Here is a 24,412-nt window from a genome sequence, read left to right on the forward strand (position 1 = left end):
ATGAGAAAGCGTCGTGTCCTTGTCGCAGCGGCCCTGGTGGCGCCGCTGCTCCTCGGCGGCTGCGGAACATCGTCGGAGAAGGACGGGTCGGACGGCGGTTCCGGCGGGGAGAAGGCCCCCGCCGGGAAGACGACCCGCTCCGTCACCCACGCGCTCGGCACCCTGAACGTGCCGACCGCGCCCAAGTCCGTGGTCGCGCTCGACGAGGTCGCCGGGCTCACCCTCGTCTCGCTCGGCATCAAGCCCAAGGTCGTCTACAAGGCGAGCGCCCAGCCGCGCGCCCAGGAGATCCTTGAGGCCGAGGGCGTCGAACTGCGCGACATCACCGTCGGAACCGTCCCCTCCATGGAGAAGCTCACCGCCGACGGACCCGATCTGCTGGTCGGCACCGGGGCGGCCGGGCCCGCCGGAGTCGGCTACAAGAAGCTCGTCAAGCTGGCGCCGACGGTCGTGCTGCCCATCGAGGGCACCTGGCGCGACATCGTCACCGAGACGGCGGGCTACTTCGGCCAGGAGGAGACCGGCAAGCGGCAGATCGCGGCGACCGAGGCGCTGCTGAAGAAGCCGGCGGAGACCAACAAGGCCGCGAAGGGCGACCAGACGCTCTCCCTGCTCGGCAACTCCTTCGGGCAGAACGACTTCACCATGCCGCCGCACGTGCCCATCTCCACCCTCATCGAGGAGGCCGGGTTCACCCGGCCCGAGTTCCAGCGGCGCGAGGTGAAGGGGTACTCGGTGCCGCTCTCCTCGGAGTTCCTGCCCGAGCAGGACGCCGAGCTGATCGTCATCCCCAAGGGCGCCTACTACGACCCGGCCGCCCTCCAGAAGAAGGCACCCTTCAAGAAGCTCACGGGCAAGGTCGTCATCCCGGACGCCGACGTCTGGTACGGCATGTCCGGCTTCGCCTTCTACGCGTCCGCCAACGACCTGAACACCCTCGCCTCCGGCCAGGGCGAACTGGCGTCGCGGAAGACCGTCCAGAAGGTCTGGCAGACGTATCTGTCCGAGACCAGGAAGTAGTTCCCGCCACGGTGCCCCGGCACGTGCCGGGGCACCGCGGCCCGTCGAGACCAACCCATGACCGGTCAGGAGAAGTGGTGGCAGAGGGGAAAGGAACCGCGATGCCGATGTGGCTCATCGCGCTGTTCCTGTCGATATTCACGTTCTACACGGACGATCATGTGATCGCGGGGATACTCCCCGAGCTGGCCGAAGGGCTCTCGGTCTCCGAGGCCGTCGCCGGTCAGCTCGTCACGGTGTTCTCGCTGACCATCGCGATCGTCACCCCCCTGGCAGGACTCCTGCTGTCCCATGTCGCCCGGCGCGCGGTGGTGCTGAGCGCCCTGGCCGTCTTCACCGCGGCCAATCTCTGCGCCACCGCCGTCGACTCGTACGCCGTGATGGTGGGGCTGCGGATCGTCGCCGCCCTGGCCGCCGCGGCGGCGACCCCGCTGATCTTCGCGAGCACCGCCGAACTGGCTCCCCCGGAGCGCCGGGGCCGGTATCTCTCGGTCCTGGCCATCGGGGTCACCGGCTCCATCGCCTTCGGGGTGCCGCTGGGCAGCTGGATCGGCACCAGCCTCAACTGGCAGTCCACCTTCGGCGCGATGGCGGTCCTGGGCGTGGTGAGCCTGGTGCTCGTCGCGCTCTTCCTGCCCGCGACCGAGCCGTCGGTCCCGCTGCCGCTGCGGCAGCAGATCCGCTCGCTCTCCGCCCGGCCCATCTCCCTCGCCCTCACCGGCGGCGCGCTCGCCATCATGGGCTCGATCATGCTGCTGACGTATCTCGTGCCCTATCTGGAGGGTGTGCTGACCGCGGGCGACGGCGTGCGGAGCCTGGTCTTCTCGGTCCTCGGCATCGCCGGCACCGCCGGAGTCCTCGCCGGCGGATACGCCACCGACCGGCTCGGCGCCGACCGCACCATCCGGCTGGGGCTCGGCTCCTTCATCGCCGTGGTGCTCGCGCTGGCGGCCCTGTGGTGGCTGCGTCCCGTGTCCCTCTGGGTCTTCCTGCCGCTGGTGGCCCTGTGGGGTGCCCTGGCCCATCTCAGCTCGCCCGCCGTCCAGACCCGGCTGCACCAGGTCGCCGGCGATCTCACCGCCCAGGCCCTGGCCCTCAACACCAGCTTCGGCTACCTCGGCATCGCGCTCGGCGGGGCGCTGGGCGGGGTCATCGTCGCCGAGGCCGGCGCCGGCTGGCTCCCGGTCGCCACCGCCGTCACCTCCGTCCTCGCGCTGGGTCTCATCACCCTCGCGTTCCGCCCGCCGAACCCCACCGCCGCGTCGCGCGGCGCCGAACAGGAACAAGGAGCGCCCCAGTGACCCCGGCCACCACCGAACCCGACACCCGCGCCACCGGGGACGGCCCCGGCACGCCCGCCGCCCGCCCGGGGGACGACCTTCCCGCGCCACCCCGGCCGCCCGCCGACGCGCCCGCCACCCTGGGCGCGCTGCTGCGCCCGGTGCGCGCCGCGCTCGCCGGCAGTGCCGCGCTCGCGGCCGTCGCCGCGTTCGCCGGGGTCGTGCCGCTGATCGCCCTGGTGGAGCTGGCCGGTGTGCTGCTGCCCGGAGTGAGCGGCGGCGCCGTGGACGAGGGCGCGGCCTGGGGCTGGGCCGGGATCGCGGCCGGCGCGCTGGCGCTCCGGCTGGTCCTGATGCTCGCCGCGTCGACCCTCTCCCACCTCGCGGACGTGGCCCTCGGCGCCTCGGTCCGCCGCTCGGTGGTGCGCCGGCTCGGCCGGGTGCCGCTGGGCTGGTTCACCGAGCGCAACTCGGGCCTGGTGAAGAAGGCCGTCCAGGACGACGTCGGCGCTCTGCACCACCTGGTGGCGCACTCGGTCACCGAACTGACCACGGCCGTCGTGGTCCCCCTCACCATCGTCGGCTATCTGCTGCTGACCGACCCGCTGATGACCCTCGTCACCCTGCTGCCGGTCGCGGCGGGCATGCTCGGGCTGAGGATCGCCACCCGTGGCACCACCGAGAAGATGGTGGAGTACGCCGGGTCCCTCGGCCGTCTCGGCTCGGTGACCGTGGGCTTCGTCGACGGCATCACCGAGGTCAAGTCGTTCGGCACCATCGGGCGCGCCCACCGGGCCTACCGGGAGGCCGCGGAGGACTTCGACGGCAAGCACTACGCGTGGATGCGGTCGAGTTCGGCGGGCGCCACCTTCATGGAGCTGGCCCTGTCCCCGATGACCCTGCTGCTGACCACGGTCGTGGCGGGCGCGGGGCTGCTGAGGGCCGGCCTGCTCGACGGGCCGCTGGAGCTGCTGCCGTTCATCGTCCTCGGGCTCGCCATCCCCGCGCCCGTGCTGGCGGTGGGCTTCAACTACCACGCGCTGCTGGCCGCCCGGGGCGCGGCCGACCGGGTCCGGCAGATCCTCGCCGAGCCCGAGCTGCCCTCGGTGGCGCACGGGCCGGGGCTCTCCGCCTCCGGCTCCACGATCCGGTTCGAGTCGGTCGACTTCTCCTACGGCGAGACCGCCGCGCTGCGCGGCATCGATCTCACCCTCGCGCCGGGCACCATGACCGCCCTGGTCGGCCCGTCCGGCTCCGGCAAGTCGACCCTCGCCAAGCTGCTGGCGCGCTTCCACGACCCGGTGTCCGGCCGGGTCACCGTCGACGGCACCGATCTGCGCCGGCTGCCCTTCGCCGAGCTGTACCGGCACGTCGGCTTCGTGTTCCAGGACACCACCCCGCTGCGGGTGTCCCTGCGCGACAACATCCGCCTCGCCCGGCCCGACGCCACCGACGAGGAGGTCATGCGCGCCGCCCGCGCCGCGCACATCGCGGATGTGATCGAACGGCTGCCCGAGGGGCTCGACTCGGTCATCGGCACGGACGCCACCCTCTCGGGCGGCGAGTGCCAGCGCGTCGCCATCGCCCGGGCGATCCTGGCCGACCGGCCCGTCCTCATCCTCGACGAGGCGACCTCGGCCGTCGACCCCGACAGCGAGGCCGTCATCCAGCGGGCGCTGAACGCCCTGGCCGCCGACCGGACGGTGCTGGTGGTGGCGCACCGGCTGCACACCGTCCGCCACGCCGACACGATCGTCGTCCTCGACGGCGGCCGGATCGCGGCGCGGGGCACCCATGACGAACTGCTGAGCGGCGGCGGCCTCTACCCGGCGCTCTGGGCGGCCCACAACGGCGGGGAGGCGAGCGCGTCCGGCACCGGGCCCGCCGCCCCCGGCGCCGCTCCCCGCCCGCCGGCGGGCCCCGCGCGCGAGCCCGCGCCGGAGTCCGGTGCCGGCCCCGTGCCGGAACCCGGCCACGACGACCGCAGCGACCGCCGGGAAGGACCCGCACCACGATGATCCGCGATCTGCACACCCTGCTCGACGACACCGGACGCCGCCGGCTCCGCGCGCTGCTGGCGCGGATCACCGCCGCCGCCGTCCTCCAGGCCCTCGCCGGCTGCACCCTGATCCCGCTGCTCAGCGCCGTGTTCGAGGAGGACTGGGAGCGCACCTGGACCTGGGCGGGAGTCCTCGCGGGACTCGTCCTCGTCCACCATCTGCTGATCCTCCACAACCACTCCCGCTCCGGCGAGCTGTCCAGCCGGCTGCTGCGGCTGCTCCACACCCGGCTCGGCGAGACCCTGACCGCCATCCCGCTCGGCTGGTTCGGCGCGGGCCGTTCCGCGAGCGTCAACCGGCTGGCGACCAAGACGGCCCTCGATGTGGCCACCGCGCCCGCGCATCTGATCGCCCCGGTCGTCACCGCGTTCGTGACACCCGCCACGATCATCGCCGTCACCCTCGCCGTGCGCTGGGAGATCGGCCTCGCGCTGCTGGCCGGCGCGCCCCTGCCGCTCCTCGCCTACCGGCTCTACCTGCGGGTGATCGAGCGCGTCGAGGGCGACTGGGAGGCCGGGACCAACCGGGCCTCCGCGCACGTCCTGGAGTACGCCACCCAGCAGCCGGTGCTGCGTGCCTGCGGCCGCACCCTGGAGGACGGCAGCCCGCTGGCCGACGCCTTCGCCGAACAGGACGCCCAGGCACGCCGGATGGTGCTCGGCAACTCCGCCGCCAGCGCGCCGCTCTTCCTCGCCCTCCAGGCGGTGCTCACCGCCGTCCTCGCCCTGGTGGTGCACCTCGCCCTCGGGGGCGGCGCGGACCTCGCGGTGCTGCTGGCCGTGATGGTGCTCGCGGTGCGGTTCGTGGAGCCGCTCACCGCCGTCGCGGAGATCGCCGGCGGACTGCGGATCGCGGCGGTCGGGATGCGCCGGTTCCGGGACCTGCTGGCCGTGGAGCCGCTGCCGGAGCCCGCCGAGGCCGCCGAGGCGGGCGCGCCGACGGTCGAGTTCCGCGAGGTGACCTTCGGATACGAGCCCGGCCGCCCGGTCCTCGGCCCGCTCTCCTTCAGCGCCGCCCCCGGCACACTGACCGCGCTGGTCGGACCCTCCGGGGCGGGCAAGTCCACGGTCCTCTCCCTGATCGCCCGGTTCCACGACCTCGCGCCCGGCGACGGCGCGGTGCTGGTCGGCGGCCGGGACATCCGCGAACTGGGCACCGAGGCGCTGATGCGCCAGATCTCCCTGGTCTCGCAGGACCCGTACCTCTTCGAGGACACCATCGAGAACAACATCCTGCTGGCCCGGCCCGGCGCGAGCCGGGAGGAGCTGGAGCGGGTCGCCCGGCTGGCCCGGGTCGACGAGATCGTCGGCCGGCTGCCCGACGGCTGGGGGACCCGGGTCGGCGAGGGCGGCTCCACCCTCTCTGGCGGCGAGAAGCAGCGCGTGTCGATCGCCCGCGCCCTGCTGAAGGACGCCCCGATCGTGCTGCTCGACGAGGTGACCTCCTCGCTCGACGCGGAGAACGAGCGGCTGGTTCAGCAGGCCATCGCGCGACTGGCCGAGGACCGCACGGTCCTCGTCGTCGCGCACCGCCTCCAGACCGTGCGCGGCGCCGACCGCGTCATCGTCCTGGACGGCGGACGGGTGACCGAGTCGGGCACCCACACCGAACTGCTGGAACTCGACGGCACCTACCGCCGCTTCGTCCGGCTCCGCGAACAGGCGGACTCCTGGAGGCTCACCCCCCGCTGACCCCGTTGACCCCACCGACCCCACTGCCCCCACCAGCCCCACCGACCGGCCGGCCCCCGGCCCCGCACACCCCCGCACCCACCTCACCCAGGGAGAACACACCATGTCCACCAACCCCTTCGACGACGAGAACGGCCGGTTCCACGCGGTGGTCAACGCCGAGGAGCAGTACGCCCTGTGGCCCGCCTTCCGCGAGATCCCGCCCGGCTGGCGCTCCGTGTTCGGCGAGGCCTCGCGCGCCGAGGTCGTCCAGTACATCGAGGAGAACTGGACCGACATGCGCCCGCTGAGCCTGCGCGAGGCCATGGCCGCGGACGCCTCGGCCCACTGACCGCCCGGGCCGGCCGCCCCACCGCGGCCGGCCCGCACCGAGAGACGCGTACCCGCACATGAACGACCGATCGTCAGCGAGAGGTGAGGAACACCCGGTGGCCCCCAGAGGCAAGCAGGACATCGCCCACGTCCTGGCACTGGGCCCCCTCCAACGGGGGCTGTATTCGCTCAACAGGATGCTCCACAGCACACCGCAGAGCCCACCGGGAACCCCCGGGGAGCCCCGGCGGGCACCGGAGCCGGAGCCGGGGGCGGAACCGGACGGCGCGGCGGACATCTACGCCATCGCCGTCCTGACCGACTTCCACGGACCGCTCGACCCCGGGCGGCTGCGGCGCGCCCTCACCGCGGTGCTGGCCCGCCACCCCCACCTCCTCGCCCGGTTCTGGGACGAGGGGCTGCCGCACCCCGTGCAACTGGTCCCGGCCACCGCGGACTTCCCCTGGCGGGAGATGGAGTCGACCCCCGAGGACTTCCAGGCGTATGTGCGCACCGCGCAGTACGAGCCCTTCGACCTGGCCGAGGGGCCCCCGCTGCGCGCCACCCTGGCCGCGCTGGGACCCGGTCACCACCGGCTGCTGGTCGTCTTCCACCACATCGTCGTCGACGGCTGGTCGGTGCCCCTGTTCTGGCGGGAGCTGGCCGACCGGTACGAGGAGGACGGCCCCGGGCCGGTCGAGCCCTCGCCCGCCTACCCCGAGTACATCGGCTGGCTCCAGCGGCAGGACCGGCAGGGGTCGCTGCGCCGCTGGCGGGAGATGCTCGCCGGGGTGGACGAACCCACCGTGGTCGCGAGCACGGCGCCCCCGGGCGCCGCCCCGCTGCCCCGGCTGACCATGCGCTCCCTGGAGGGGCCGGCGCTCGACGCGCTGCTCGCCCGGGTCCGCTCGCTCAACCTCACGCTGAACACCGTCGCCCAGGTCGCCTGGGCGGTGCTGCTGCACCGGCTGACGGGCCGGGAGGACACCACCTTCGGGGTGACGGTCTCCGGGCGCCCGGAGGAGGTCCCGGGCATCGAGTCGTCCATCGGCCTGTTCATCAACACCGTCCCCGCACGGATCGAACTGCGTGCGGACGAGCCGCTCGACGCGCTCTGCCGGCGTGTGCAGCGGGACGCCGCCGAGCAGCGCGCCCACGGGTATGTGGGGCTCGGCGAGATCCAGCGGGAGGCCGGCGCGGGCGACCTCTTCGACACCATGATGATCTTCCACAACACGCCGAAGGGAACGGCCCGGGAGACCCTGGACCTCGGCGACGGCGTGACGATGTCGCCCGTCCTCATGGACAGCTACACCCACTACCCGCTGACGGTGGTCCCGTTCCTGCTCGACGGACGGCTGTACGTCAATGTGGACCATGTCGACGCCCTGCTCGGCGGCCTGGACGCGGGGCGGCTCGCCGAGCGGTTCCTGCGCCTGGTCCAGGAGATCGCCCGCGACCCCGGGCGCACCCACCTCGGCCTGGACGCCCTGCTGCCCCACGAGGCGGCGGAGCTGAGGGCCCTGTCCGGCGGGGACACCGCGCCGGCGGACGGCACCGGCCGGCCGGCCGGACCGGCCGACCACGGGGTGCACCGGCTCTTCGAGCGGGCCGCCGACCGGCACCCCCGGCGCACCGCCGTCGTCGACGCCGCCGGGGAACTCGACTACGGGACCCTGGACCGCTGGGCGAACACCGTCGCCCACCGGCTCCGCGCCCTCGGCGTCGGACCGGAGACCCGGGTCGCGGTCGCGCTGCCCCGGACGCGCGCGTTCTTCGCGGCCCTGCTCGCCGTGCTGAAGGCCGGCGGCACCCTCGTACCGCTCGATCTCTCCGCGCCGAGGGAGCGCAACACCACCATCGCCGAACTGGCCGGCGCCCGGGTACTCATCGCCGAGCCCGGGGACCAGGACTGGTGGCGGGGCGAGCGCTGCGCGACCGGTGAGGCCCCCGCCGCCGGCGACGACGGGGCCGGGACCCGCCGGCCGGCCGGCACCACCGCGGCCGACCAGGCGGTGCACACCGTCTTCACCTCCGGCTCCACCGGGGAGCCGAAGGGCGTCATCGCCACCCACCGGGGCCTGCTGGCCCTTCTGGAGGCGCACCGGCGGGAGATCTGGGCCCCCGTCACCGGCGACGGCGAGCGGGTGCTGCGGGTCGGCCACGGCTGGTCGTTCGCGTTCGACGCCAGCTGGCAGCCGCAGCTCGCCCTGCTCGGCGGCCACACCGTCGTCCTGCTCGACGAGGAGGACCAGCGCGACCCGTACCGGCTGGTGCGCAGGGTCCGGGACGACCGGGTGGACATGCTGGACACCTCGCCGTCCATGCTGGGCCGGCTCGCCGAGGCGGGACTGATCGAGGGCGACCGCTGCCCGCTGACCATCCTGGCCCTCGGTGGCGAGGACATACCCCGCAGCGCCTGGGATGTCCTGGCCGGGCTCAAGGGCACCCGGGTGCACAACTTCTACGGCCCGACCGAGATCACCGTGGAGGCCGTCAACGCGCTCGTGGTCGCCGGCGAGGAGCCGCAGATCGGCAGCGCGGCGCCCGGGTCGACGGCCCAGGTGCTCGGCCCGGACCTGCGGCCCGTGCCGGTCGGGGTCCGCGGGGAGCTGTACCTCGGCGGGCTCCAGGTGGCGCGCGGCTACCAGGCACGGCCCGCCCTCACCGCCGAACGGTTCGTCCCCGACCCGGTCACCGGGGAGCGGCTCTACCGCACCGGCGACGTGGTCCGGCGCAACGCGGCGGGCCGGCTGGTCTTCCTCGGCCGGGCCGACGACCAGGTGAAGATCCGCGGCTACCGGATCGAACTCGCCGAGATCGTGGCCGCGCTGGAGACCCGCTCCGATGTGGCCCGCGCGGTCGTGGTGGCCCAGCCGGGAGCGGGGGGACGCGTCCTGGTCGCCTATGTGGTCGCCACCGAGCAGGTGCGCTCCGCCGGCCGCCGGCTCGACCCGGTGGAACTGAGGGAGGACCTGGCCGGGCGCATTCCGCACTACATGGTGCCGGCCCGCTGGGTGGAGCTGGACGCCATCCCGCTGACCGTCAACGGCAAGGCGGATCTGCGCGCCCTGCCGCGCCCCACGGGGAGCGGGGAGTCCTCCGGCGCGTCCCGCCCGCCGGCGACCGCCGCGGAGGAGACGGTGCTCCGGGCGGCCCGCGCCCTGCTGGACGAGCCGCACCTCGGCGTCGACGACGACATGTTCCACCGGGGGATGGACAGCATCGCCACCATCACGCTCGTGGGCGAGCTGCGCCGCGCCGGGATGCACTGCACCCCCCGGACGATCGCCGTCCACCGCACCCCCGCCGAGGTCGCCCGCGCGATCGCCGGCGCGCCCGGTCCGTCCGGGGGCACGGCGGCCGGCGAGGAGGCCGGGGAGACCCGGGTGCGGACCCCCGCGCTGGAGTGGATGCGGCGCCTGGGCACCTACCGGCGCTTCGCCCAGTCACAGCTGATCTCGCTGCCCCGGGGCATCACCGATGCCGAGGCCCACCGGGTGGTGGAACGGGTGCGCGCCGCCCATCCGCAGCTCACCGCCCGCACCGTGCGCGAACCGGACGGCCGGCTCGCCCTGGTCCCGGCCGGGCCGGACGCGGTGCCCGCCGTGCTGGTCGTGGAGGAGTGTCCGCGGCTGACCTCCCGGGCGGTCCTGGAGAGCGCCCACCGCGTCTGGGAGCGGCTCGACCCGGACAACGGCGCGATGATGGTGGGCGCCCTCCTGCGGGAGACGCGGACCGGGACGGCCCGGCTCTTCCTCGCCGTGCACCACGCGGTGGTCGACATCGTCTCCTGGCACGTCCTGCTGGAGGACCTCGCCGCCGCCCACGCGTCCCCCGGCACCCCTCCGCTCGCCGAGGGCACCACCATGGCCCAGTGGTCCCGGGCGCTGGCCGCCCGGGCCGAAGGGCCCGAGCCGCGCGCCCAGCTGGACCACTGGCGCGCCGTGGCACGGGAGAGCGAGCGGGCGCCGAGGATCGCCCGCCGGACCGCCGACCCCGCGGTGCACACCCGGGGACGGCTGGTGTCGCACCGGGTGACGGCCGACGCCGCCACCACCGGCGCGCTGATCCGCTCCGCGCGCACCACACCCGAGAACGCGCTGCTCACGGCCGTGGCCCTGGCGGAGGCCGGCTGGCGGGCGCGTCACGGGCACCCGCCGGACAGCGGGGTCACCGTGGTCCGGGAGGGACACGGCAGACGGGACGACCTGGTCGGCCCCTTCCTCGAAGCCGCCGGCGGACCCGTGGACACCTCGCGGACCGTGGGCTGGTTCAACGTCTTCCACCCCGTCGCCCTCGACACGGGCACGGCCGGTCCCCGGCTCACCCCCCAGGGGGCGCTGGACGACCGGGGGGCGGCGCTCGCCCTGCTGGAGAAGGTGGGCGGGGAGCTGGCGGCGGTGCCGCACGGCGGGTTCGACCACGGTCTGCTCGGCGAGCCGGCCGCGGCGCGTGCCGAGGTGTTCTTCAGCTATCTGGGCCGGCTCGACCAGGTCGTCGGCGACGACCCGGGCCGCCCGTGGACGCTGGTCGTCGACGACGCGGTGCGGGAGGTCTTCCCGCAGGACAGCGAACCGGACGCGGCCCAGCCGTATCCGCTGGAGCTGATCTGCGCCGTCCACCCCGGTCCCGGGGGCCCGGTGGTGGAGGCGCTCTGGCGGTACGACCCCGGTGTCTGCGACCCGGGGGACATCCAGGAACTGGCCGCCCTGTGGCTCACGGCGCTCACGGCGCTCGCCGCGGCGGTCGAGGGCAACGAGAGGACAGGCGCGTGACCCGGACCATCGAGATCGGTGGCATCACCCTCGCGTACGAGGAGTTCGGCGGCGGGGACCCGGTCGTCCTCGTCATGGGCGCCGGCTCGCCGGGCCGGGTGTGGCGCCCCCACCAGGTGCCCGCGCTGGTCGCGGCCGGGCTGCGCGTGATCGTCTTCGACCCCCGGGGCGTGGGCGGCAGCTCCCCCTGCCCCGAGGGCTTCACCCTGGACGACCTCACCGACGACCTGGCCGGCCTGGTCGAGAAGGTGGCCGGGGGACCCGCCCATGTGGTGGGCACCTCGCTCGGCGCCCGGACCGCCCAGCAACTGGCGCTGACCCGGCCCGACCTGGTCGACCGGCTGGCCCTGCTGGCGACCCGGGGCCGCACGGACGCGGCGCTCTCGGTCTTCTCGCAGGCCCAGATCGCCCTGCACGACCACCGCGTGGCCCTCCCCGAGGAGGTGCGGGCCGCGCTGGGCGCGCTGGCCAATCTCTCGCCCGCCAGCCTGCGGGACGAGATCGAGGCCGAGGACTGGCTCGCCATCCTCGCCATGGCACCGGCCACCCCGTCGGCCGGAGTCCGGGAGCAGTTCGTCGCCGCGCTCACCGGATTCCCGCCGAGCGTCTCCGCGTTCGCCGCCATCACCGCGCCGACCCTGGTGGTCTCCTTCGCCGACGACCGGCTCTCCCCGCCGCATCTGGGCCAGGAGATGGCCGACGCCATTCCGGGCGCCCGCTCGGAGACCGTGGCCGGCGCCGGGCACTTCGGCTATCTGGAGCGGCCCGCCGAGGTGAACCGGCTCCTGGTGGAGTTCCTCACCGGAGCCTGAGCCGGCCGGGAGGCGCCGGGGTCCCCGGACCGCCGCATCTCCGCCCCGCCGGACCGGGCCCTGTCCTCGCACACCGCGCCGGACAGGGCCCGGCCCATGAGCCGGGGGAGCCGCCCGTGTCCCATGTCACGGTCCGGGATGTGAGCGGTACTGTCCGAACCCGGACGATCCCTCTAGGCTGACGGACGCAGCTGGTTCGCCCTGCCCGCCAGGCAGGCGCGTCGCAAGAGGGAACCCGGTGGGAATCCGGGACTGCCCCGCAGCGGTGAGCGGGAACGACCGCCGTCATGAGCACTGGAGCCGGGAAACGGTTCTGGGAAGCGACGGCCAGTAGGTGTCCACCGGGAGACCGGCGGACGCGCCCGCGAGTCCGAAGACCTGCCCGCTGTCCGCGCACGGCCCCCGCCGGCGCGGCCATCCCGGTGACCTCGTGGGCGGGTCGGCGACCAGAGCAGGCGGACCGGCGCGCCCCGTGCGCGCCGTGGACCCGTCCGTTGTGGCACCCCCTTCGCGCTCTCGTCCCGTCCCGGGATTCAACGAGACATCTCGCGAAGGAGAGTTCCGTGACAGCGCAGTCCGCAGCCGCGGCAGCACGGGCCACCGTGTACGGCTACCCCCGCCAGGGACAGAACCGGGAACTGAAGAAGGCCATCGAGGGGTACTGGAAGGGCCGCGTCACCGCCGACGCCCTCCGGGAGACCGCGGCGGGCCTCCGCCGGACCAACTGGCGGCAGCTCGCCGACGCCGGTGTCCACGAGGTGCCGACCGGTGACTTCTCCTACTACGACCACATGCTGGACACCAGTGTCATGGTCGGCGCTGTCCCCGAGCGGCACCGCGACGCCGTCGCGGCGCACCCCCTCGACGGCTACTTCGCCATGGCGCGCGGCACCCAGGACGTCGCGCCCCTGGAGATGACCAAGTGGTTCGACACCAACTACCACTACCTGGTCCCCGAACTCGGCCCCGGCACCGTCTTCACCGCCGACTCCGCCAAGCAGGTGGCCGAGGTGAAGGAGGCCCTCGCCCTCGGCCACCGCCCCCGCCCGGTCCTCGTCGGACCGGTCACCTATCTCCTGCTGGCCAAGCCCGCCCCCGGGGTGGCGGCGGACTTCGACCCGCTGACCCTCCTCGACCGGCTGCTGCCGGTGTACGCCGAGGTCCTCGCCGACCTGCGCGCCGCCGGCGCCGAGTGGGCACAGCTCGACGAGCCCGCGCTGGTCCAGGACCGCACCCCGGCCGAGCTGAACGCCGCCGCCCGCGCCTACCGCGACCTCGGCGCGCTCGCCGACCGCCCCAGGCTGCTGGTCGCGTCCTACTTCGACCGCCTCGGCGAGGCGCTGCCCGTTCTCGCCAAGGCCCCCGTCGACGGCCTCGCCCTCGACTTCACCGAGCGCGCCGCCGGCAATCTCGCCGACCTCGCCGCCATCGGCGGACTGCGCGACAAGCGGCTGGTCGCCGGTGTCGTCAACGGCCGCAACATCTGGATCAACGACTACGAGAAGTCCCTGGCCACCCTCGGCACGCTCCTCGGCCTCGCCGACCGGGTCGACGTGGCCACCTCCTGCTCACTCCTCCACGTCCCGCTGGACGCCGCCGCCGAACGCGACATCGACCCGCAGATCGCCCGCTGGCTCGCCTTCGCGAAGCAGAAGACGGCCGAGATCGTCACCCTCGCGCGCGGCCTCTCCCAGGGCACCGGCGCCATCGCCGGCGAACTCAGCGCCAACCGGGCCGACCTGGCCTCCCGCGCCGGTTCCGCCCTCACCCACGACCCGGCGGTACGGGCCCGTACCGCCGCCGTCACCGACGCGGACGGCCGCCGCTCCCAGCCGTACCCCGAACGGACCGCCGCCCAGCGCGCCCGCCTCGGCCTGCCGCTGCTGCCCACCACCACCATCGGCTCGTTCCCGCAGACCGCCGAATTGCGCACCGCCCGCGCCGATCTGCGCGCCGGGCGCATCGACACCGCCGGCTACGAGGAGCGCATCAGGGACGAGATCCGCGATGTCCTCGCCTTCCAGGAGAAGGCCGGGATCGACGTGCTGGTGCACGGCGAGCCCGAGCGCAACGACATGGTGCAGTACTTCGCCGAGCAGCTCACCGGCTATCTGGCCACCCAGCACGGCTGGGTCCAGTCCTACGGCACCCGCTATGTCCGCCCGCCGGTCCTCGCCGGGGACATCTCCCGCCCCGACCCGATGACCGTCCGCTGGACCTCCTGGGCCCAGTCGCTCACCGAACGGCCCGTCAAGGGCATGCTCACCGGGCCGGTGACCATGCTCGCCTGGTCCTTCGTCCGCGACGACCAGCCGCTCGGCGACACCGCCCGGCAGGTCGCGCTCGCCCTGCGCGACGAGGTCGGCGACCTGGAGGCCGCGGGCACCTCCGTCATCCAGGTCGACGAGCCCGCCCTGCGCGAGACCCTCCCGCTGCGCGCCGCCGACCACGCCGGCTACCTCGCCTGGGCCACCGAGTCCTTCCGCCTCACGACCAGCGGCGTACGGCCGGGCACCCAGATCCACACCCATATGTGCTACGCCGAGTTCGGCGACATCGTCCAGGCCATCGACGACCTCGACGCCGATGTCATCAGCCTGGAGGCCGCCCGCTCCCATATGCAGGTCGCCCGGGAACTCGCCGAGCACGGCTATCCGCGCGAGGCCGGGCCCGGGGTCTACGACATCCACTCCCCGCGCGTCCCCAGCGCCGAGGAGGCCGCCGCTCTGCTGCGCGAGGGCCTTGAGGCCATCCCCGCCGAGCGGCTCTGGGTCAACCCCGACTGCGGCCTCAAGACCCGCGGCTGGCCCGAGACCCGCGCCTCCCTGGAGAATCTGGTCGCCGCCGCCCGCGAAGTCCGCTCAGGGCTGACCACCGGGGGCGCCTGACCGCGCCGGGCCGGGACGGGCCCCCGGGTCCGTCCCGGCCCGGGGCCCGTCCCGCTCCGCGGGCTCCTGGGACTCCCCGGCCCCCTGGGGCGCGGCGAAGCGGACCGGGGCCTGGAAGCGCGCCTTCCGGGCGGCTCTGCGCAGAACCGTCAGCACCGCGGGGCCCGCCAGGATGACGCAGAGGAAGGTGGTGACGGCGCGCCCCGTGTCCCAGCCCAGGGAGGTGGCGATGTCGAAGGCGATGTAGCGCTGCCACTGCTCGGTGAAGGGCAGCCCGGGGAGATACGCGATGGAGCTGTCCGGGTCCAGCGAGAACGGCCAGAAGGAGAGGTTGAGCAGAAAGCCGAAGAGATAGCCGGAGAACGAGCCGTAGACGGCGAGCAGCACGATCTCACGGCGGCCGGTGGCCCGGGGAAGGAGCCCGGCGAGCATGCCGACGAAGGCGCAGCCGAACATCTGGTACGGCATCCACGGCCCCACCCCGCCGGTGATCAGGGCGGACGCGAACAGCGAGGTGCAGCCGAGGGTGAAGCCGAACCCGGGGCCGTAGACCCGTCCCGCCAGGACCAGGAGGAAGAACACCGTCTCGATGCCCGCGGTCCCCGCGCCCAGCGGCCTCAGCGCCGCGTTGACGGCGGAGAGGACCCCCAGCATGGCCAGGGCCTTCGAGCTGATCCCGCCCTCCGCGATCTCCGAGACCACCACGCACAGGACCAGCACGAGCAGCACTCCGAAGATCAGCGGCGGCGCGTAGTGCGAGGCGAACGTTCCGGGGGCGACGAGGAACGGCCAGAAGAAGGCGACGACTCCGAGGAGGGCCGCCATGGCGATCACGACCGCGGCGCGCGGGCCGACGCGGATCGCCGTCGCGGCGCGGGGGAGCGCGGGGAGCGTCATGAGCCCGCCCCGCCGCCCGGGAGCACCGAGGCGGCCTGGGCCACCGTGAGATACGGCAGCGGCGCCAGGATCTTCGCGACCTGCGGGGCGAAGACGGGCGAGGCGACGATGACCTCGGTGGTCGGACCGTCCGCCACGACATCGCCCTCGGCCAGCACCACGACCCGGTCGGCGGCCCGGGCGACGAACTCGACATCGTGGGTGGAGATCACCACCGCCCGCCCCTCGGCCGCGAGGCCGTCGACGATCCGGATCAGCTCCGCCTTGGCCCGGTAGTCGAGCCCGCGCGTCGGCTCGTCCAGCAGCACGACCCGGGGGGCGGCGGCGAGCTGGATCGCCAGCACCAGGGCCAGCTTCTGCCCCTCGGAGAGATCCCGGGGATGGGTGGTGCCGTCGATCCCGGGCGCGAGCCGGTCCAGGACGGCCCGGGCGCCGGGGCCCGGCCGGCCGGTCAGGGACTCCCGGTCGGCCTGGTCGAGTTCCTGCCCGACGCTCTCCAGATACAGCAGATCGGTGGGTGTCTGCGGTACGAGGCCGACGAGCCGGCGCGCGTCGGCCGGGGGGAGTCCGCGCGGATCGGCCCGCTTCCCGGTCACCGCCGACACGACCTCGACGGTCCCCGCCGCCCGGGGGCCCGAGCCCTGGAGCGCCCACAGCAGGGAGGACTTCCCGGAGCCGTTGCGGCCCATCAGCGCGGTGACGCGGCCGCCGTGCAGGTCGAGATCCACCTCGCGGACCGCCGGAACGCGCCGGTGGCTCACGGTGATCCCGCGCGCCGTCAGCAGCGGCGGCCCCCCGGCCGCGGCGGGCGCCACCGGCGGCCGGGCCGGGGGCGGGGGCACGGGGGCGAGCCGGGTGCGCAGCGGGGCCGCCGCCCGGCGGGCGTCCCGGATGGAGAGCGGCAGCGGGGACCAGCCCGCCGCCCGGCCCAGCTCCACGATCGGCGGCGCGATGGAGGACGTGCGGAAGACCTCGGCGGGCGTCCCGGACACCACCCGGCCGGCGCCCGGAAGATGGATGACCCGGTCGGCGTACTGCACGACCCGTTCGAGGCGGTGCTCCGCGACGAGGACGGTCACGCCGAGGTCGTGGACGAGCCGGGTCACGGCGGAGAGCACCTCCTCCGCCGCCGACGGGTCGAGGGCCGAGGTGGGCTCGTCGAGGACCAGGACACGGGGATGGGCGGTGAGCACCGAGCCGATGGCCACGCGCTGCTGCTGGCCGCCGGAGAGTTCGTACAGGGCGCGGTGGCGCAGATCGGCGAGGCCCAGCAGGTCGAGCGTCTCCTCGACGCGCTTGCGCATGGTGGCCGGCGGGACCGCCAACTGCTCCATGGCGTAGGCGAGTTCCTCCTCCACGGTGTCGGTGACGAAGCCGTCCAGGGGGTCCTGGCCCACCACCCCGACCACATCGGCGAGTTCACGCGGCGGATGGCCGGCCGTGTCGCGGCCGTCGACGGTGACCCGCCCGTACAGGGTGCCGCCGGTGAAGTGCGGCACCAGACCGTTGACGGCGCCCAGGAGGGTCGACTTGCCCACACCGGTGTGCCCGACGACCAGGCAGAGTTCCCCCTCGTCCACCGTCAGGTCGACATCGCGCAGAACGGGTTCCGCCCGGTCCTCGTACTGGACGCTGACCCGGTCGAAGGTGATCATGTGGCGGCCGCGGTGCGCTGGGGCGGTACGGGCGGGGGGACGGGCGCCGGGGCGGGTGCCGTCGGCGGGGGCGCGAGGAATCCGGCGGCCCCGGCGAGCAGGATCGCGGCGGTCGGCACCAGCGGGAGCGTGGGCCAGCTCAGCGGATGGATGGACGGGTTGAGTTCGGCGGCGTCGAAACCCGTGTTGCCGAAGAGGACGACCGCCGAGAGCACCCCGCAGCCGGCGACCGCCCACTCGGCGAGGCGCCAGGGGTCCGGGCGGTAGGTGGTGCGGGTGACCCGCCGGCCGCCGAGGCGCAGCCCGGCGACACAGAGCAGCGCCCCGGCCGCCATCGCGGGCAGCCCGAGGAGCCGGGGCGCGGTGGCGTCCAGCAGGCCGTACGCCCCGGCGCACAGCCCGCACATCCCGGACAGCATCAGCGCCCCGGTGAGCCGCCGCGAGGCCCGGGTGGCCGTGCCCGCCCGGCCGTAGCCGCGCGAGTCCATGGCGGCGGCCAGCCGCAGGGAGCGTTCGAGCGCGTCCTCCAGCACCGGCACGACGATCCCGCGCAGGGCGCGGAGCCCCCTGGTCCGCCCGGCGCGCAGCCGCCGCGCCCGGTGCACGCGCTGGACGCTCTGCACGAGCTGCGGGGCGACGCTGAGCGAGACGGTGACGGCGGCCCCCAGCTCGTACAGCGCCCCGGGCAGCACCCGCAGGGCGCGCTTGGGGTTGGCGAGCGTGTTGGCCGCGCCGACGCAGCACAGCATGCAGGCGATCCGCAGCCCGTCGGTGGCGGCGGAGAGCAGCGCCTCCAGCGAGACGGGGCCGCCGATCTCGATGCCGGCGTACCAGTCGGGCGTCGGGACGCGCGGGAGGGAGAAGAGGAAGTGGTCGCGCGGGGTGATGCCGGTGGCGAACACGGCGCGGAACACCACCCGGATCGCCACCACGATCAGCGCGAGCCAGAGGTAGTACGTGAACCCCCGGGCCCAGGGGGCCTCGGTGCGGCGCGCGGTGATCACATAGCCGAGGACGGCGAGGACGAGGAACAGCAGCAGCGGATTGTTGGTGCGGCTGACGGCGGTGGCGAGGGCGAGGGCCCAGATCCACCAGGCCACGGGGTGGAGGGTGCGGGGCAGCCGCCGTCCGCCCGCGTCCGGCTGCGGGGCGGTGGCGGGCGGGCGGGTGACGGGGGCGGCCATCGGCGCTAGCCGGCGCGGCGGCGGCGTCTGGCCGCGACCACGGCGGCGCCGGCGACGGCGAGGATCAGTCCGCCGGCGGCGAGCACGGGGAGGAACGACCCCGAGTCGTGCCCGGCGTCCCCCGCCGGGGCGGCGTCGACGATCTCGGCGGCCTCCGTCACGGTGCCGCTCCCGGGCGCGGTGGCGGGGGGCCGCGAGGAGGACGGCGGTGCGCTCGGGGGGACCGGCGCGGACGTCCGGGAGGAGGGCTTCCTCTTCGGCGGGGCGGAGGCCGTCACCGGCGGGGTGGCGGTGGGCCGCGTCCGGGTGGGAGCGGGGGCGGGGACGGCCGTCCGGGTCGGGGCGGGACCGGTGCCGGTCCCGGGCGGCGGGTCCGTCCTCTCCGTGGGCCGGGAGCCGGCGGGCGCCCCGCCCCCGGTGGGCCGGGTGTTGCGGGCGCGCAGCTGGTCGGGGGTGACGCTCGGACGGCCCGTGGTGCCTTCGAGGTCGGTGCCGCCGAAGATCCAGAGATCGACGCTGCCGGGCTTCGGCCTGTAGAGCATCGCGCCCAACTGGCTGTACTCCCAGGTGTTCTCCCCGGCGTCGGCGTGCCAGTACGACCAGTAGGCGGACGCGGGCGGGGTCAGTACGCAGTCGTCCTGCTCGGGCGGCGGGAACTGCTTGCCGCCGCGGTGGCCGCTGTACCCGATCCGGCAGATGAACGCCGGACCGTCGTGGCCCGTGCCGGTGGTCCGCCAGCCGCCCTGGTTGAGGAGTTCGTGGCCGGTCGTCGGCGTGGTGCCGCACGAGCGGTGGATCGGACCGCCCCAGGTGCTGAAGTCGACGGCCAGGACGGCGCCGGAAGTGGTGGTGCACCGGCCCATGGGCTGCGGGGCGGCGGAGGCGGGGCCGGTGGTCGCGCCCAGGGCCGCGCCCACCAGGCCCAGGGCGACGGCCGGCCGGGCCGTGCGGGCGGCGAACCCTCTCATGACGGGCTCCCTTCCCGGGTGCGGCGGCGGTCGCGGAACACCGCGGTCAGGGCGAGGCCCGTCAGGACCAGCGCGGCGGAGCCGGCCGCGAGCGAGGCCGCCGGGACGCCGGTGGAGGCCAGTTCACCGCCGGAGCCGTGGGCCCGGTCGCCGCCGGTGTCCGTGCCGGCGGTGCCGTCCGCTCCGTCCGTACCGTCCGTGACGATGTCGGGGGTGGACGACGAGGACGACGAGGGGCTCGGCGAGGGGGTGGGCGCGGGCGCGGGCTGCGGGCTCGTACCGCTCAGATCGCGGGTCAGCGTCCCGAAGGAGACACCGGTGCTGCCCCCCACGGCCTGGGTCGAGGCGCGCAGATCGGAGCCGCGCTGGCCCTCCTTCGCGACATTGAAGCCGCCGTCGCCGTTCTGCCGCGCGGCCAGGAACTTCCGCGCCTTGGCGATCTGCTTGCCGTACCGGGGGGCGTCCAGCGACAGGCCCTGCACCGCGAGGGCGGCGGAGTTCACGGAGTTCCCGGCGGCACCGGGGAAGCCGCCATCGGCGAACTGCCGGGTCGCGATCCACGCGAGGGCCCGGTCGACGGCCCTGTCGGTCCCCGGCTCCCCGACGAGGTCCAGGGCCATGGCGGCGATGGCCGTGGAGTCCACGTCGGAGTCGCCGGTGGAGGGGACGAGGCTGGGCCAGGCGCCGGAGGAGTGCTGAAGGCTCACCAGGTAGGCGACGGGGGCCGCCGCCGCGCTCTTCTCACCGGCCCTGAGCTGCGCGATGACCGCGAGCGACTGGGCGAAGACGGAGGGCGCCCAGGTGTAGGCGCCCCGCGCGGGACAGCTGCGGTCCGGGGCGGCGCTGGGCCGGGCGCAGACGGCCTTCGCGAGCCCCGCGATCAGATCCTCGCCGGCGAAGTCGCGCGGGTCGCGGCCGACGGCCTGGGCGAGCACGGCGGTCTTGCCGATGTAGCCGCCGCCGGCGTACGCGGTGCCCAGCTTGGTCCAGTCGTGGACGGTGCGGCCCTCGCCGTCCTCGCCGCCGCCGTCCAGGAAGTCGACGACGCCCCGCAGCTTGCCGTTGTCGAGACCGGTCGCGGCGAGCGCGTAGGCGCCGTCGATGGTGAGGCCGAAGTCCGCCCGCGCGGGGGCGCCGCCGGTGCCGTAGAACCGCCCCTGCCGGAGGTTGGCCGCGCCGGTCAGATAGGCGACCCCCTTCTTCAGGTCGGGTCCCTCGCCGTCGCCGGCCGGCGGCTCGGTCGGGGGCCCGGTCGGGGGCTTGGCCGGGCGGGGCTCCGTGGTCAGCCGGGCGAGACTGGTGTCCTTCCCGGCGAGGACGGCGACCGAGGTCGCGTAGACGGACGCGTCCGTCGCGTCCTCATCGAACCCGAAGCCCCCATCGGGGAGTTGCTGCCGGGAGAGCCAGGAGACGGCGGCGTCGGCACGGACGGTGTCGCCGAGGGCCCGCAGCGCCTGGGCGGCGTACGCGGTGGAGATCACATGGCCCGTGGTGCTCCCGGTCCAGCCGGGGAAGGCGCCGCTGGGGAACTGGCTCTTCCGCAGATAGGTGCGCGCCTTGCCCAGCTGCCCCGGGTGACCGCCGGCCTTGCGCAGCGCCAGGACGGCCGCACCCGTGCTGAGGAGATCGCCGTCGCAGACGGTGTGGCCGAGGCTCGCGGCGAAACCGCCGCTCCGGCACTGGGCCCGGGTCAGCCGGGTCACCGCGTGGGCCGGGGGCCGTTCACCGCCCCGCAGCAGCGCCAGCAGCGCCAGCGCCTGCGCCTCGGTGTACGTCGCGTTGCGGAAGTCGCCCCGGGCGGTGCACCCGGGAACGTGGACACCGGAGTCCGAACCGGTCGGACAGACATGGTCGGCGAGACCGGTGAGCAGATCGTGCCCGCCGACATCGCGCGGGTCCTTCTCGGTGCTGGTGGCGACCAGCGCGAGACGGGCCGCCGCCGCCGCGTCCGGGGCCGCGTCCGTCCCCTCCGGGTAGGCGTAGGCCGTCGCCCGGGAGCCGAGGAAGGCGGCGATCCGGTCCACGGTGCGGCTCCGGCCGTCCGCCGCGGCGAGCGCGTACGCGGCCTCGGTGGTCAGCAGATGGTTGGGGGTTTCGCCGCCGTCGTCCACCACCCGGTCGCCGCGGGTCAGCTTGCCCCGCACCCAGGAGGCGGCCTTGGCGATGTTCACCTCACCCGGCGGAACGGCGGGGGCCTCGGGGTCGGGAGCCGGTGGCAGGCCCTCCGCGCGGACCTCGTCGGGGCTGAAGTCCGGCTTGCCGGTGCTGCCGCCGACGTCGGTGCCGCCGTAGACCCACGCGTCCACGTCGCCCGGCTTCGGCCGGCGGTCCATCGCCCCGTGATGGCTGTAGCTCCACTCCGATGCGTCCCGCGAGGCGACCCAGTACGACCAGTACGCGGTGGCCTGCGGGGTGAGCACGCAGTCCTCGGTCGCCGGAGTCGGGTACTGCCTGCCGGAGTCGAACGAGCCGTGACCGATCCGGCAGATGAACGCGGGGCCGTCGTGACCGGTCCCGGCGGTGGTGAAACCGGCCTCGCGCAGCAGCTCGTAGCCGGTGGTGGGGGTGGTGTCGCAGCCGCGCGCGACACCGCCGCCGAAGGGGCCGAAGTCCACCGCGACGATGGCGCCCCGGGTGGCCGTGCACCGGTTGACCGGATCGGCCGCGGCCGGGGGAGCGGCGGCCAGGGACACACCCGTGCCCGCGAGCAGGACCACCGCCGTCACCAGCGCGGCCGGGCCCGCCCACCGTCTCCGTACGCCTGTCCCCACCACGGCCCCTCGTGTCCTCCGGGCGGCAGGGCGTGGCGGAGGGGCTCCGTCCGCTTCGAGTTCGAGCGGGGCACGGGGAGAGCCGGTCGACCACGCCGTAGTCCGCGACGGCGCTTCTCGCTGGAATCAGTCCTTCAGGCAATCCGGCTCGCCCGGCTGCTGCCGGGCCCACGGTTGCGGGTCAGCGCCGGAATTCGACCGGCTTTCCCTGAAGTTGAGTCTGTATCAGCGGGATTGGAACACGCGGACGAAGACAGCGTCAAGGTGACCTGAATCCCACCCGCGCGGTCCGGGGCCGCTGTGCTTCCCGCTCTGGTGGCCGGGTGGTCTCTCCGGTAGCGTCCAGGGCTGCCACATGGGGGAATCCGGTGCGAATCCGGGGCTGACGCGCAGCGGTGTGGGACGGCACGAGGGCCGTACCGAGCCCGAATGCCCATGCGGTGAAGCAGCATTCGACGCCGTACCACGCGCTTGGACGACGGCCCCGCACCCCCCGGCCGGGAGGGCTCCCTTCGGCATGGGTGCCGCCGGAGTCCCTGTCATCACAGGAGTGGCCCCCATGTCCCGTCCTCCGACCTCCCGACGCCTCGCCCTGGCGATCCCCGCCGCGCTCGGGGCCTTCGCCCTGACCGTGCTCCCCGCGTCCGCGACCTCGTCCCCCGCGCAGATCGCCACCTCGAAGACGAACGGTGTCGCCTACCTCAAGTCCCTCCAGGCCGCAGACGGTTCCTACGCCGGGTCCGGCCTCTCCAGCGAGTGGGCCTTCGGCGCCCTCGCCGCGGCCGGCACCGCCGTCGCCGATGTCGCCCCCGGCGGCGACACCACCAAGAACGCCCGCACCGTCTACCGGAACCTGCTCTCCACCGCGGCCTGGCCCTCCGCCACCCCGGTCGTCACGGACTACGAGCGCGCCACGCTGAACGCCTACGCCGCGGGCATCGACCCGGCCCGGGTCTCCCCGTCCCGCAATCTCATCGCGGACATCTACGGCTACTGGCAGACCGCCGAGGCCGGCTACTTCGGCCCCTCGGGCAACTTCAACGGCACGGTCTTCGCCGCGCTCGCCCTCAACGGGGCCAGGACGCAGAGCGGCGCCCAGCGCGTCCCCCAGGCCCTCGCCGACCGGATAACCACCCGGGTCCGGGCCAACCAGCACAACGACGGCGGCTGGGACTACCAGAAGGCCGAGGGCAACCCGACCCGTCTCAACGCACCCAGCGACGTGGACATGACCGGCGCCGCCATGGCGGCCCTGTGCACCGCCGGAGTCCCGAACACGGACGCCGACATCGTGCAGGCCAAGGCGTTCCTCAAGACCAGACTGCTCCCCGCGAACGGGGCCTTCGACTCCCTGTACGGCGCCAACACCAACTCCAACGGCTGGGCCGTCGCCGGGCTCAACGCCTGTGGCATCAACCCGCAGACCGGCGACTTCCTCACCTCGATGGGCAGGACCCCGGTCGACTTCCTCATCGCCAACCAGTACAACCCCGGCGGCGGCTTCAAGTACAAGCCGACCGACACCACGCCCTCCGCCTACTCCTCCGTCGACGCCCTGCGCGCCGTCGCGGGCGGCGGCTTCACCGCCGCCCCGCCCACACCGGTCACGGCGGGCGCGCCGCGATGGGTGGCGGCGAGCGCCTTCACCCCGGGGACGGCCACCGAACTCGCCCTCACCGTCGACGACGGCGCGGGGGCGCTCAAGGTCTGCTCCGTGGCCCTCACGCCCACCGGCGCCACGACCACCCTCGGAAACGTGCTGGACGCCGCCGCTTCGGCGGCGACACCGGCCGGCTGTGTGACCGCCGTGACGCCCTCGTCGGGCACCGGCGCGATCACCGCGCTCAACGGCAAGGCCAACAGCGGCTCCGGCACCTGGAAGGTGAGCACGGACGGCTCGGCCCTCGCCGCCGCCTCCCGCGCCCGGGTGATCAACGTCGGGGACACGATCGCCCTGCGCTGGGGAGCCTGACCGCCGGCCCGGCGGGGGCCCGTGAACCGAACGCCGGGAAAGGGCCCCCCCCCCGGGGGCGGGCCCCGCGCCCGCAAAAGAGAACGGGGGGGGGGAAAAGCCACCAGGACCCGGCGCGCGGGAA

14 protein-coding genes and 2 riboswitches are annotated in these 24,412 nt (G+C 74.7%); of the genes, 9 read left to right on the forward strand and 5 right to left on the reverse strand.

Going from position 1 to position 24,412, the window contains the following annotated elements; genetic code table 11:
- The 8 genes from ABT122_RS25490 (at position 1) to metE (ending at position 14,841) form a co-directional block, all read left to right on the forward strand.
- Positions 1–1,020, forward strand: a complete 1,020-nt coding sequence (locus tag ABT122_RS25490) for an ABC transporter substrate-binding protein (RefSeq protein WP_351556685.1) — start codon at positions 1–3, stop codon at positions 1,018–1,020.
- Positions 1,021–1,121: 101 nt separating this feature from the next.
- Complete coding sequence (locus ABT122_RS25495) at positions 1,122–2,321, forward strand: MFS transporter (protein ID WP_351556688.1); 1,200 nt, start codon at positions 1,122–1,124, stop codon at positions 2,319–2,321.
- Positions 2,318–4,318 (forward strand): ABC transporter ATP-binding protein, encoded by a 2,001-nt coding sequence (locus tag ABT122_RS25500; RefSeq protein ID WP_351556691.1) that lies wholly within the window; start codon positions 2,318–2,320, stop codon positions 4,316–4,318. The genes ABT122_RS25495 and ABT122_RS25500 overlap by 4 nt, the downstream gene beginning before the upstream one ends.
- The gene (locus tag ABT122_RS25505; protein ID WP_351556694.1) at positions 4,315–6,051 is read left to right on the forward strand and encodes an ABC transporter ATP-binding protein; all 1,737 of its coding nucleotides are present in this window, start codon (positions 4,315–4,317) and stop codon (positions 6,049–6,051) included. Before ABT122_RS25500 ends, ABT122_RS25505 begins: the two co-directional genes overlap by 4 nt.
- Positions 6,052–6,154: 103 nt before the next feature.
- Positions 6,155–6,382 carry an MbtH family protein gene (locus tag ABT122_RS25510; RefSeq protein ID WP_351556697.1) on the forward strand — a complete coding sequence of 76 codons (228 nt, stop codon included), beginning with the start codon at positions 6,155–6,157 and terminating at the stop codon, positions 6,380–6,382.
- Positions 6,383–6,479: 97 nt separating this feature from the next.
- A complete protein-coding gene (locus ABT122_RS25515; RefSeq protein ID WP_351556700.1) occupies positions 6,480–11,141 on the forward strand; it encodes a non-ribosomal peptide synthetase in 4,662 nt (1,553 codons plus the stop codon).
- Positions 11,138–11,953: an alpha/beta fold hydrolase gene (locus tag ABT122_RS25520; protein WP_351556703.1), complete on the forward strand. Its 816-nt coding sequence runs from the start codon at positions 11,138–11,140 to the stop codon at positions 11,951–11,953. The genes ABT122_RS25515 and ABT122_RS25520 overlap by 4 nt, the downstream gene beginning before the upstream one ends.
- Before the next feature lie 175 nt (positions 11,954–12,128).
- Positions 12,129–12,353, forward strand: a riboswitch (cobalamin riboswitch).
- 163 nt (positions 12,354–12,516) lie between these two features.
- On the forward strand, positions 12,517–14,841 hold the full coding sequence (gene metE, locus ABT122_RS25525; RefSeq protein WP_351556706.1) for a 5-methyltetrahydropteroyltriglutamate--homocysteine S-methyltransferase: 2,325 nt from the start codon (positions 12,517–12,519) through the stop codon (positions 14,839–14,841).
- On the opposite strand, the gene ABT122_RS25530 is transcribed toward metE, so the two are convergent.
- Genes ABT122_RS25530 through ABT122_RS25550 form a run of 5 tightly spaced genes read right to left on the reverse strand, consistent with a single transcriptional unit; the run spans position 14,815 to position 22,316 of the window.
- Complete coding sequence (locus ABT122_RS25530) at positions 14,815–15,738, reverse strand: ECF transporter S component (RefSeq protein ID WP_351556709.1); 924 nt, start codon at positions 15,736–15,738, stop codon at positions 14,815–14,817. The two genes, metE and ABT122_RS25530, sit on opposite strands and share 27 nt — an antisense overlap.
- Positions 15,735–17,393 (reverse strand): ABC transporter ATP-binding protein, encoded by a 1,659-nt coding sequence (locus tag ABT122_RS25535; protein WP_351556712.1) that lies wholly within the window; start codon positions 17,391–17,393, stop codon positions 15,735–15,737. The genes ABT122_RS25530 and ABT122_RS25535 overlap by 4 nt, the downstream gene beginning before the upstream one ends.
- The gene (locus ABT122_RS25540) at positions 17,390–18,577 is read right to left on the reverse strand and encodes an energy-coupling factor transporter transmembrane component T (RefSeq protein ID WP_351556715.1); all 1,188 of its coding nucleotides are present in this window, start codon (positions 18,575–18,577) and stop codon (positions 17,390–17,392) included. Before ABT122_RS25540 ends, ABT122_RS25535 begins: the two co-directional genes overlap by 4 nt.
- Before the next feature lie 5 nt (positions 18,578–18,582).
- A complete protein-coding gene (locus ABT122_RS25545) occupies positions 18,583–19,545 on the reverse strand; it encodes a hypothetical protein (protein ID WP_351556718.1) in 963 nt (320 codons plus the stop codon).
- On the reverse strand, positions 19,542–22,316 hold the full coding sequence (locus tag ABT122_RS25550; RefSeq protein WP_502976204.1) for a prenyltransferase/squalene oxidase repeat-containing protein: 2,775 nt from the start codon (positions 22,314–22,316) through the stop codon (positions 19,542–19,544). Before ABT122_RS25550 ends, ABT122_RS25545 begins: the two co-directional genes overlap by 4 nt.
- 316 nt (positions 22,317–22,632) lie before the next feature.
- Positions 22,633–22,772, forward strand: a riboswitch (cobalamin riboswitch).
- A gap of 103 nt (positions 22,773–22,875) precedes the next feature.
- On the opposite strand from ABT122_RS25550, the gene ABT122_RS25555 reads away from it, so the two are divergent.
- Positions 22,876–24,288 carry a prenyltransferase/squalene oxidase repeat-containing protein gene (locus ABT122_RS25555; protein ID WP_351556720.1) on the forward strand — a complete coding sequence of 471 codons (1,413 nt, stop codon included), beginning with the start codon at positions 22,876–22,878 and terminating at the stop codon, positions 24,286–24,288.
- The last annotated feature ends 124 nt before the right edge of the window (positions 24,289–24,412 follow it).

The sequence above is a fragment of the Streptomyces sp. NPDC001985 genome, assembly GCF_040296845.1.
Lineage (GTDB): Bacteria > Actinomycetota > Actinomycetes > Streptomycetales > Streptomycetaceae > Streptomyces.